Annotated in this window: 11 protein-coding genes and 2 pseudogenes; 11 read left to right on the plus strand and 2 right to left on the minus strand. The window is 37.5% G+C overall.

What is annotated here, in order from left to right; genetic code table 11:
* Positions 1 to 225: 225 nt before the first annotated feature.
* Complete coding sequence (locus VF675_RS12705; protein ID WP_127800989.1) at positions 226 to 1398, minus strand: replication initiation protein; 1173 nt, start codon at positions 1396 to 1398, stop codon at positions 226 to 228.
* A gap of 856 nt (positions 1399 to 2254) precedes the next feature.
* Between VF675_RS12705 and VF675_RS12710 the strand changes: the two genes are divergently transcribed.
* The 8 genes and pseudogenes from VF675_RS12710 to VF675_RS12745 all read left to right on the plus strand — a co-directional run bounded on the left by VF675_RS12710 (position 2255) and on the right by VF675_RS12745 (position 7416).
* Entirely contained in the window at positions 2255 to 3034 is a 780-nt protein-coding gene (locus VF675_RS12710) for a ParA family protein (protein ID WP_179990956.1), read from the plus strand.
* A gap of 7 nt (positions 3035 to 3041) precedes the next feature.
* Positions 3042 to 3953: a ParB/RepB/Spo0J family partition protein gene (locus VF675_RS12715; protein ID WP_440205318.1), complete on the plus strand. Its 912-nt coding sequence runs from the start codon at positions 3042 to 3044 to the stop codon at positions 3951 to 3953.
* Positions 3954 to 4382: 429 nt separating this feature from the next.
* Positions 4383 to 4766: a transposase gene (locus VF675_RS12720; RefSeq protein ID WP_001055585.1), complete on the plus strand. Its 384-nt coding sequence runs from the start codon at positions 4383 to 4385 to the stop codon at positions 4764 to 4766.
* Entirely contained in the window at positions 4763 to 5098 is a 336-nt protein-coding gene (gene tnpB, locus VF675_RS12725; RefSeq protein ID WP_000619347.1) for an IS66 family insertion sequence element accessory protein TnpB, read from the plus strand. Before VF675_RS12720 ends, tnpB begins: the two co-directional genes overlap by 4 nt.
* A gap of 74 nt (positions 5099 to 5172) precedes the next feature.
* Positions 5173 to 6111 (plus strand): annotated as a pseudogene (gene tnpC / locus VF675_RS12730) (IS66 family transposase); the annotation flags it as partial.
* An 83-nt stretch (positions 6112 to 6194) separates the two neighbouring features.
* A pseudogene (locus tag VF675_RS12735) lies at positions 6195 to 6407 on the plus strand (helix-turn-helix domain-containing protein); the annotation flags it as partial.
* Between the two features lie 424 nt (positions 6408 to 6831).
* Positions 6832 to 7134 carry a type II toxin-antitoxin system RelE/ParE family toxin gene (locus VF675_RS12740; RefSeq protein ID WP_000286964.1) on the plus strand — a complete coding sequence of 101 codons (303 nt, stop codon included), beginning with the start codon at positions 6832 to 6834 and terminating at the stop codon, positions 7132 to 7134.
* Positions 7135 to 7416, plus strand: a complete 282-nt coding sequence (locus tag VF675_RS12745) for an addiction module antidote protein (RefSeq protein ID WP_000985610.1) — start codon at positions 7135 to 7137, stop codon at positions 7414 to 7416.
* A 277-nt stretch (positions 7417 to 7693) separates the two neighbouring features.
* On the opposite strand, the gene VF675_RS12750 is transcribed toward VF675_RS12745, so the two are convergent.
* Complete coding sequence (locus tag VF675_RS12750; protein ID WP_168406781.1) at positions 7694 to 8284, minus strand: TetR/AcrR family transcriptional regulator; 591 nt, start codon at positions 8282 to 8284, stop codon at positions 7694 to 7696.
* A 92-nt stretch (positions 8285 to 8376) separates the two neighbouring features.
* On the opposite strand from VF675_RS12750, the gene VF675_RS12755 reads away from it, so the two are divergent.
* From VF675_RS12755 to VF675_RS12765, 3 genes are all read left to right on the plus strand, one after another.
* Positions 8377 to 9216 carry an alpha/beta hydrolase family protein gene (locus VF675_RS12755; RefSeq protein WP_440205319.1) on the plus strand — a complete coding sequence of 280 codons (840 nt, stop codon included), beginning with the start codon at positions 8377 to 8379 and terminating at the stop codon, positions 9214 to 9216.
* Positions 9217 to 9512: 296 nt separating this feature from the next.
* Positions 9513 to 9824, plus strand: coding sequence for a BrnT family toxin (locus VF675_RS12760; protein ID WP_440205321.1), 312 nt, complete (start codon positions 9513 to 9515; stop codon positions 9822 to 9824).
* Positions 9787 to 10101: a BrnA antitoxin family protein gene (locus VF675_RS12765; protein WP_440205320.1), complete on the plus strand. Its 315-nt coding sequence runs from the start codon at positions 9787 to 9789 to the stop codon at positions 10099 to 10101. Before VF675_RS12760 ends, VF675_RS12765 begins: the two co-directional genes overlap by 38 nt.
* The last annotated feature ends 155 nt before the right edge of the window (positions 10102 to 10256 follow it).

The raw sequence follows: 10256 nt of genomic DNA on the forward strand, positions 1-10256 counted from the left end.
AGATTCAATCAATAATTGAACCGCTCTATCTCTGATTTCAGGGGTGTATTTTACTTTTTTCATCGGGACATTCTCTCAAGAAAAGTGGTCTCCGACAAACCCGGTACGGTTCAGTCTCAATTTTCACACTTTATGCAACAGAGTCGTTTTTATCCTAAGGTCCTTACCACTTGTATTCTTTACGAACATATATCTAAAAAGTGTAGCAAGTTGCTACACTTTTCGCTAGATCAACTCTTTACCAAAAATATCATTCAGTCTTTCACGAATACTATGGACGAATTCCGGATTACTTTTAAGTTTATGCTTCATATTTCGTTTAAAGTCATTCAACCCCATACCAATTTCAGCAAAATCCATTTGGAATAAAGTGTCATTAATGACAATATTTGCTTGAGAGTCAGTGAGGCATCCTACTTTTTTAAACCACTTCTTGAACTGCTGATAATTTTCATCATTATTAAAAATATACCAAGAACGTACATTCATATCGAATTTAGCCCCTAATTCTTTTACGGATGCATTGTCTTCAAATGGAACATCAAGATAGATTTTTTCAATCACTGCAAATTCATCCAGTGCCTTATCAGCAATCCGATGATGCAGTTTAAAATTCACACCTACAATTGGACGGCCTTTCTTAACGGTTTCATACTCTAACTGTAGATCTGTATTTTCGTTAATTTCTGCCACTATTTTGTCTAATACATAGCGTCTAAAATCTACCCAGCGATCATATTTGGTTTCATTAATATCAATCAGTGCTTTCAAGTTTTCTAAAAGTAATGGCACTTCATAACTCTTTTGATTGGCGTACTTAAATTCGTTTTTAATGAAATAAGTATAAAGACTCATACTGGCAACAGAATCTAGGGCAAAAAGATGTTTTAGCTGATAGGTAGTAAAATTACCCCCAGCCAGTTGAGTGAAATACGGCAACACCTCACTGGTAAAACGAATCTGAATCGCATTTTTAGAATCATCTTCCCATCTTAACTCACGGATAATGGGAACGACAGAATGTACTTTTTTAGTCTTTCTCTTACCATTATCAGCTGGCTCCTCAATAATAAAATGAGCTACCCGGGATGAAAGCTCTTTATAAATCCGATCTATTGCAACATTAATTGAATTACGTTTATTTAATCCTAGTAAATCTGCCAAATCATCCTTATACAAATAAATATAAGTTTGTTCGGTAATTTCACCATCTACCCTATTTTTCTCACTATAATTCGCAACCGCCATTGCATATAAAAGTGCCTTATATTCATTGGCTGATAATTCGATTGGGCGAATTAAACGGTTACTGGTACTGACAACGCCATTATGGCGAATGTTGCCTATACAGTAAGGAATATAATTCGATTCTTCTTGCAATGGTTCAGATTCTGTCATAACCGTGATATTTATAATTTAACTTAGTTTTTATATACAAAAGTGGAAAAACTTTCAAGACTTTCACCACAATATTCTAAAAGTGGAAAGTTTGTCATCAAAAAGAAGCATTTTAGCCGATTTCCTGCACTTAAAGTGAAATTAATTATAATCTTTCCACCCCATGATGACAGACCTTCCACCTTTAGTCTCGAAATTACAGTTCAGAAGGTCTATTTTTACTTTTTTCATTCAGGTCTAGTTAGGTTAAGTCAGATAAAAACCCTGATGTGACAAGGCTTCCACCTTTTTGTTAGATTTAAAAGGTATAACTGCACATATAATCATCAGGAAATATCCAATAAAAACAGATTATCCACAGGTTAAGAAGATACAGTGACAATCTTTCCACCTTTAAAGCTTAGTTATGAGACTTTATTAACAGCTTAAATATTTGTTTTTTAAATTATTTTTAAATAAAAATAGCAGTTCTAAAAATAGTAGTGACAAACCTTCCACCCTAGTGACAGACCTTCCACTTTATAGTGACAAACCTTCCACTTTATAGTGACAGACCTTCCACTTTACGGTGACAGACCTTCCACTTTATAGTGACAAACCTTCCACTTTATAGTGACAAACCTTCCACTTTTAAAGTTACAAGCATTTGTTTTATATAATAAAAATATGATCCTAATTATTAATTAGCTAAATAACTAATTATTCTAATTTTTAATTAAGCTAGCTTAGTTAAAAATTTATTTTTTAAGTTGTTTTACAGCTGAATAAATAGGATTTATAAATTTAAAAACTATAGTAAGATGAATGAAAGTTATTTATATTACTAAACATTGAAATAAGGAAGCATCTGACACGCATGTCTGCAAAAATTATTACTGTTGCTAACCATAAAGGCGGATGTGGCAAAACAACGACTGTTGTACACCTAGCCTCAGAACTTGCCAATCTGGGCTACAAAGTTTTAGTCATTGATTTAGATCCTCAAGCAAACGCAAGTTTACACATTGGGATCCAACATCCAAGCGAAATTGCTGTCACTACAGCAGAATTACTAGTGGGCGATATTTCGTTGTTGGCAGATGCATTACAAGAAGAAACGAACTTTGAAAAAGTATCATTAATTTATGGTTCCTTAAATTTAGGAAAAACTGAAGATCAACTAAAAGAAGAAGCTCCCCGTCCTTCTGAAGAGTTAAATATCAAGTTAAAACTATTAAAAGATCTTTATGATTTTATATTGATCGACTGTCCACCTAGCCTTAAATTATTAACCAGCAATGCCTTGGCATCTTCAACACATGTCATTATCCCTATCGAATCAGGATCACAATATGGATTGTATGGGGTAACAGATCTTTTAAATCATCTTGAAAAAATCAAACGTATTAATCCAGATTTAGAGCTTTTAGGCGCTTTACTAATTAAGCATGATGAACGTCAGAATGTCTGTAAGCTGATTCGGGATGAAGCCTTGAAACAGGTAGGTAAAATTTTAGAAACCACAATTCCTCAAAGTACTAAAGTCAATCAAGCAGCGATTCTGCAACAACCACTTTTGAAAGTAGAAAAAAATTCAAAAGTACGTAAGGCTTTTGAAAGCCTTGCCAATGAAATTGTAGTGAAAATTAAAACCTGAGAGCATTATGGCAAGCACCAAAGAGCTTTTAGCTCAGAAACTGAAACAGAATACAGAAAAACATCAGCAAGCACAGAAAGACAATATTAAAGAGCCGAAAGAGTTTAGACGTAATGTCCCTATTGAGGATATCAGCCGAAGTCCAAACCAGCCGCGTAAAATATTTGAAGAGTCACAGTTAAAAGAACTGGCGGATTCTATTAATGAAATCGGCCTTTTGCAGCCCATTACAGTGCGTAAACTGGATAATCTGAAATATGAACTGATTGCAGGCGAGCGACGCTTACGGGCACATCAATTACTCGGAAAGTCTGTGATTGAAGCCATTATAATTGATGCAAATAATGTAGAAGCATCTTTGTTAACCCTGGCAGAGAATTTAAAGCGTCAGGATCTGACAGATTATGAGATTTTTATTGGCTTGAACTCACTTGATGAGAAATTAAAGAAAAACAAGCAACGTTTAGCCAATTCACTGGGTTTAAATCGCGAAGATATGTACAAGTATTTAGCATACGAAAAACTGCCGCAAGCAATTTTAAATGACCTTGATGTGGAACCGGGCTTGCTAGGCCGTACTGCTGCAACTGCATTCAAAAAATTTCTATCGGATCATCTTGAACAACTCTCTGAAGCCGAAATGGCCTTACTCGGAGCTTGGGAAAAATTAAAAGACAAAAAACTCGAGCAAAGCAAAGTTACTACTTATGCTGAAAAACTATTGAGTCAGAATCCAGAAAAACTGACCACAACATCCGTGGTCAGAAAAATTGAATATGCTGGTAAGATTGCGGGGAATATCAAACTGAATCAAAAACAGCTTAAAGTTTCTCTGAATATCTCGAAAATTGACGAAGCCAGTCTTTTACATTTAGAAGATTTCTTAAAACAGCTGATTCAAAAAAGCGAAAAAGTGTAGCAAGTTGCTACACTTTTTTAGTCCCGTCAAACTAATTACATCCTCATGCATTATTGAAATTTGCTTTCTTAAGTATGCGTCTTAACATTTGGTCTTTGAGAGTACTATTACTTCAGACTGAGATTAAATTCTGCCTTTCTTCTTGTGGAGTGGTTTATATTTATCCGGAAATATTATATATGTCCATATAATCACTCCCAGTTTTCACGTTTTGTATCAAAATAATCAATTCCTATCAGATTTTCCGATAGGGAAATTTATATGCTGGTGGAATATAAATAGTTTGGTGGTGTTTCAAAAAGTATGCTGCCGTTAAACAAATCCGTTATTAAGGTAAAAGAAAGTAAGCATCCGGCTAACACAGCCTTACCAAGCGATCCTATAAGCCTTAATTTAGTCCCCACCTAAAAACAAGTGGGGACTTAATCCATGAACATGGATATATATTCAGCAACACCTCCTGTTGCTAAAAAACGCCGAAAATACAGCAAAGAATTCAAACTCAGTATTGTCAATGCCTGCAAAAATCCTAATACCTCGATCGCTTCGGTCGCACTGCAACATAGTATTAATGCCAACCTTGTCAGTCGTTGGATCAGGATCTTCAGCCATCATGAGGGTGCCGTGCAGGATCCTACTCATGTGAATCCAGCATTTATTGCTTTGCCTTACACTGCTGCAATCAGCCAACCTATTGATGAGAGGATCACGTTGTGTATCACCGTGCCTCATACGAATAATGATATTCAGCTAAAATGGCAGACATCAGAAATACCTGCCTTGGCAGAATTACTCAAGGCACTGGCAACATGATCCGTATCAATGAAATTTGGCTCTCTACCCAGCCCATGGATATGCGAGCAGGAATGGATACTGTCATGGCTCAGGTGGTGAGAGCCTTTGGCTACATCAAACCGCATTGCGCCTACCTGTTCTGTAATAAACGTGGTCATCGTATGAAAGTGTTGGTACATGATGGACTGGGCATCTGGCTGTGTGCCCGGCGTTTGGAACAGGGTAAATTTCACTGGGCTCAAGTTCACCAAGGTGAAACCGTGGCCCTCAGCCCGGAACAGTTACAGGCATTAATCCAAGGTTTGCCCTGGCAGAGAATTGGATTGCAGCAAGTGGTGAATATGCTCTAAACCAAGCTCGACCATTCTGCCATCCTCCAAACGTTCTATTTCATTCTCTTCATGACCTCAGGCATACTGCGGTCATGAATACGCTGCCTGACTTAAGCCAACTGACCCATGAACAACTGCTGGAATTCACCAGACAGTTGGCGATGCAGCATCAGTCTCTAGCACAATCAAACCAACAATTGGATGCCAAAGTTCAACATCTTTCCATTCTCAATCAAAAATACGAGCATGAACTGGCGCTGTTTAAACAGCATAAATTCGGCAGTAAAAACGAACATCTCACCGCAAAACAAATCCATCTATGGGACGAAGCGGTCGAAGAAGATATCGCAGCCGTTGATCTGGAATTAGAACGATTAAATGCAGATAAAACCGATGCAGGGACACAGAAAGCCACAGTCAACAAACCTAAACGTCGACTGCTACCAGATCATCTACACACCATCCGTATTGAGCATGAACCTGCATCAACCCAATGCAGTTGTGGCTGCCAGTTACGTCGTATCGGCGAAGATATCAGTGAAAAACTGCATTTCAGACTGGCACAGTTCTATAAGGAACAGCATGTGCGTGGTAAATGGGTCTGTGATCAGTGTGACACTCTGACTCAGCAAGCGATGCCCGCCTATGTGATTGATAAAGGCATTGCTTCACCTGAATTGCTCAGCCATGTGCTGGTATCGAAGTATGCCGATCATTTGCCGCTGTACCGTCAACGTCTGATCTATCAGCGGGCGGGAATCGAACTTTCTAGATCAACTTTATCTGACTGGATAGGTCGCTGCGGTGTAGAACTGGAACCTCTGGCCAATGCCTTAAAAGAGGTGGTACTACAACAGCGGGTGCTGCATGCAGATGAAACACCGGTCACCATCATGCGGATGGGTGAGAATAATAAAAAACCGAAGAAAGGTTATGTCTGGGCCTATGCCACCACACAGTACAATCCAGTTCAGGCGGTGATCTATGACTTTCAGGATAGTCGTTCAGGCCAGCATGCTGAAGAGTTGTTAGCGGCAATGTAAAAATGACCCCCCAACAGCATTTGAAAATTGACCCCCTTGGTTAATATAGTGGTCTTTTTGGACTGCTCAACATGTTAATTTTGGAGCAAGCAGTGACAATCCAAATACTTCATCAACAAGGTCAATCTATTAAGGCAATTAGCCGCGAACTCGATATTTCTAGAAATACTGTGCGTAAATATTTACGATCTCAAGTAACACCTAAATATCAACGAACACAATCTAAAGTGAGTATTCTTGAGCCTTATAAACCGTATTTAATCAAACGAGAGATGGATCCGGAAATTTGAACTATCTAAATATGTAGATGAAAATCTTGGCGAATATGACATCGAATTTTATTCTCAAGATGGCAAAATTTCTAATGTTCGTGGTATTAATTCAAAAGACTATTTTGGGTTATATGCGGTTGAAGCAGTGGAATATGCTAAAACAATTCAGCCGAAAAAAGCTAATTGGTTTAAGAATCGTCACAAATTTACAGATACCATTACATTATCTAGAAAATGTAATTCAAAACCAATCTAGTAGTTAATGAAACAAGATAGGAATTCGATACCCACCGATTTTGTAAATACTTTTTAGCTAAATGAAGTTTGGAATAACTCTCTACTTAACATAATGGCGGTTATACGAAATTCTGTTGTAAGCCCCATACATTCAAGTTTATTTCTTGCATGAATGTATCCTATAGGATACATTACTCTTATGTACTCAATATATACCACTGAAGTCTTTGATGACTGGTTTACTAAGTTAAAAGACCAGCAGGCAAAAAGACGTATACAAGTCCGAATTGATCGGGTTGAAGATGGAAACTTTGGAGATACTGAACCAGTAGGTGAAGGTGTTTCTGAATTACGTTTCTTCTTTGGACCTGGCTACAGGATCTATTACTGTAAGCAAGGGCAAAGGGTCGTTATTCTTTTAGCAGGCGGAGACAAGTCTACGCAAAGTAAAGATATAAAACTTGCCCTACAATTAGCACAAGATTTAGAGGAGGAGCTGTAAATGGCTATCAAACTTCGTAAATGGGACAGTGCTGAACATCTTAAAACAGAAGAAGATATGCAAGCTTACCTACAAGCCTGTATCGATGAATCTAATGGTGATGCGGCATTCATTGCAAAAGCTTTAGGTAATATTGCTAAAGCTAAAGGAATGGCTCAATTATCAAGAGACACTGGTTTAGGTCGAGAAAGTCTTTATAAAGCACTTTCTGGCGATGTAAATCCAAGCTTTGATACTGTTATTAAAGTCGTAAAAGCACTGAATTTACGCTTAGCAATTTAAAAAAAACTAGTAAAAAAGGGAGCTTTAAGCTCCCTTTTTCAACTTCGTATAAGGTGTATTATGTTAATTTTAGAAAATATTAAGGATGGGTAATAGACTTCTTGCGTTAGTCAAAATTTAAACAGCCCAAAGCTACATTTTATAAGGTTTTAGCTAATTCAATAATTAGGTAAAACGATACTTTCGCAAGAGATCTAATCTATTAATAAGTCCTCACATGGGCTATGAGTAAAAACCAATAGGAATAATTCAGCACATTAAACTATTTTAAACACAATTAAATCAAATTTTTAATCATTACATCTAATTGTGCAGTTACCGCTTGGAACGGGGTTAAATTTCCCCATGCTCGGCATAACAAAATCGCCCCCTCAAACGACGCAATAATGCTTAAGCTGACTTGTGTGGCCTGCTCAAATGAGATGCCGTCTTGTTCAAGTGCTTGTGTCAATCGTTGCTTCCATAAATTTAGCACTTGTTTGACTGTTTCAACATATTGTACTTTTTCATCGTCTTTTCCTATTTCCATCAATACCGACATTAAAGGACACCCTGCCTGAAAACTGGAATCCTGTACAATCCCCCCCCACCACGCAATAAATGCGGTAATACCCTTACGTGTCCCATGCTGATTCAATGCTTTATCCAGTTGTTCCAACGCGATATTTCCAGACAATAACAACGCCTCTTTGACCATTTGTGGCTTGCCATCAGGAAAATAATGATAAGTCGAACCCAATGGCGTTTGTGCATGTTTAGCCGCTTCTCGCACACTGGTTGCTGCTAACCCTTGGGTCCGCAATAAATCCAGTACCGCAAAAATAAGCCGCTGCCGTGTATTTAATTCACTCTCTGCTGCCAAACTCATCAGTCACATTCCCTTTAAAAAACATATTGCTATAACACTTGTTATAATTTAGCATAATTTTCACTATAACAACTGTTATAACCAGATTAAATATGAACACAAATTTCACCATTACCACCCAAGATGGCTACCCACTTGCAGCACGCCATTACAGTGCCGACAAGCCGAAAGCGAACATTATTCTGGCTGGTGCAACAGGCGTACCGCAAGCGTTCTATCGACGTTTTGCCGAGTATGCAGCGACATACGGTTACAATGTCATCACCTTTGATTATCGGGGAATTGGTCGTTCTAAACCTGCGGATTTTAAAAATTTTGATAGTAATTTTATTGAATGGGCAACACTTGATCTTGCTGCCGTAGTCGATACGATGGCAGATGATTTACCACTTTTTATAGTGGGTCATTCATTTGGTGGACATGCCTTTGGGTTATTACCCAATCATCAAAAAATCAAGTGCCTTTATACTTTTGCCACAGGTGCAGGCTGGTATGGCTATATGCCAAAAGCCGAAGCAATGAAAGTAAAATTACTGTGGGATTTGGTTTTACCCGCATTGGCACAATGGAAAGGTTATATTCCGATGTCATTATTAGGTATGGGTGAGGACTTACCCTATGGGGTATATCAACAATGGAAACGCTGGTGTAAATTCCCTCATTATTTTTTTGATGACCCTAAAGTCCCTGAAATTGCAGAACAATTTAGAAAAATTCATACGCCAATTATTGCTGCAAATGCTTTAGATGATTTATGGGCATTACCTAAATCACGTAACGCATTTATGCAAGGTTATCAAAATGCAGATATCCAATTGATTGATATCCCATTAACCCAGTCATTACCGAAAATCGGTCATATGGGTTATTTTCGTAGTGAGGCAAAATCGCTGTGGGATAATGTTTTAACTGCCTTTGATCAAATACTTTAACAGCTCTCCATTGAGATATTGACTATACAATCCGTGTTTGTCTTGCCTAATTTACTTAAAGTTTATAAAGCCCTGATTTGAATAGCCACCGATTTTGTAGACACCCTTTAGTTAGATAAAATGGCTAATTAACGAGGTGCTTATGAGCAGTAAACGATACCCTGAAGAATTCAAAATTGAAGCAGTAAAACAAGTCGGCTTTTTTATGTTCGATTCTGTAAGATTATTACTAATAAAGAATGCAATATTTACAATTTTGTATTAACATTTTTGTATTAATAAAAAGCGATTTAACTATGGAAATTGAGTTTTCATGGGATGAGCAAAAAGCAGAAAAGAACCTCAAAAAACATGGTGTTGCTTTTGAAGATGCAACATTGGTTTTTTATGATGCTCATGCCTTATATAAACAAGATCGCTTTGAAAATGGTGAGTATCGTTGGCAAGCGATAGGTATGGTACATGGGCAAGCTGTTCTGTTGGTTGCTCATACAGTACAAGACCATAATGGGATGGATCATATCCGCATTATTTCGGCACGACAGGCAGAGAAAAAAGAGAGGAAACAGTATGAGCAAAACCGTTACGTACAAAGTAGATTTGAATAAACCTCCTGTTTTGTCTGAAGAACAAAAGGCAAGACTTGAAGCTCTGGCTAAACGCGCAGACAGTGAAATAGACTTTTCAGACATTCCTGAACTTGATGAAAGTTTTTGGAAAAATGCAGTGCAAAATCCATTTTACAAGCCGACTAAACAAGTAACTACGGTTCGCATCGATGCAGATGTCATGCAGTGGCTAAAGGCCCAAGGCAAAGGCTATCAAACACGAATGAATAAAATTTTACGGGATGCCATGCTAAAAGAATTAAAAAATCATCAATAAAAATGGGAGCTTAGGCTCCCATTTTTGACTGCGTATAAGGTGTATTATGTTAATTTTAGGAAAACTTTATAGAAATATATAAGAAGATAATATGTCTAAAATTAATAATTCTTAAGTTCTTCAATGGCTTTTTTATTGCCTTGTTGGGCAGATTT

Source organism: Acinetobacter sp. Lyrl_1 (assembly GCF_051948795.1).
GTDB classification, from domain to species: domain Bacteria; phylum Pseudomonadota; class Gammaproteobacteria; order Pseudomonadales; family Moraxellaceae; genus Acinetobacter; species Acinetobacter towneri.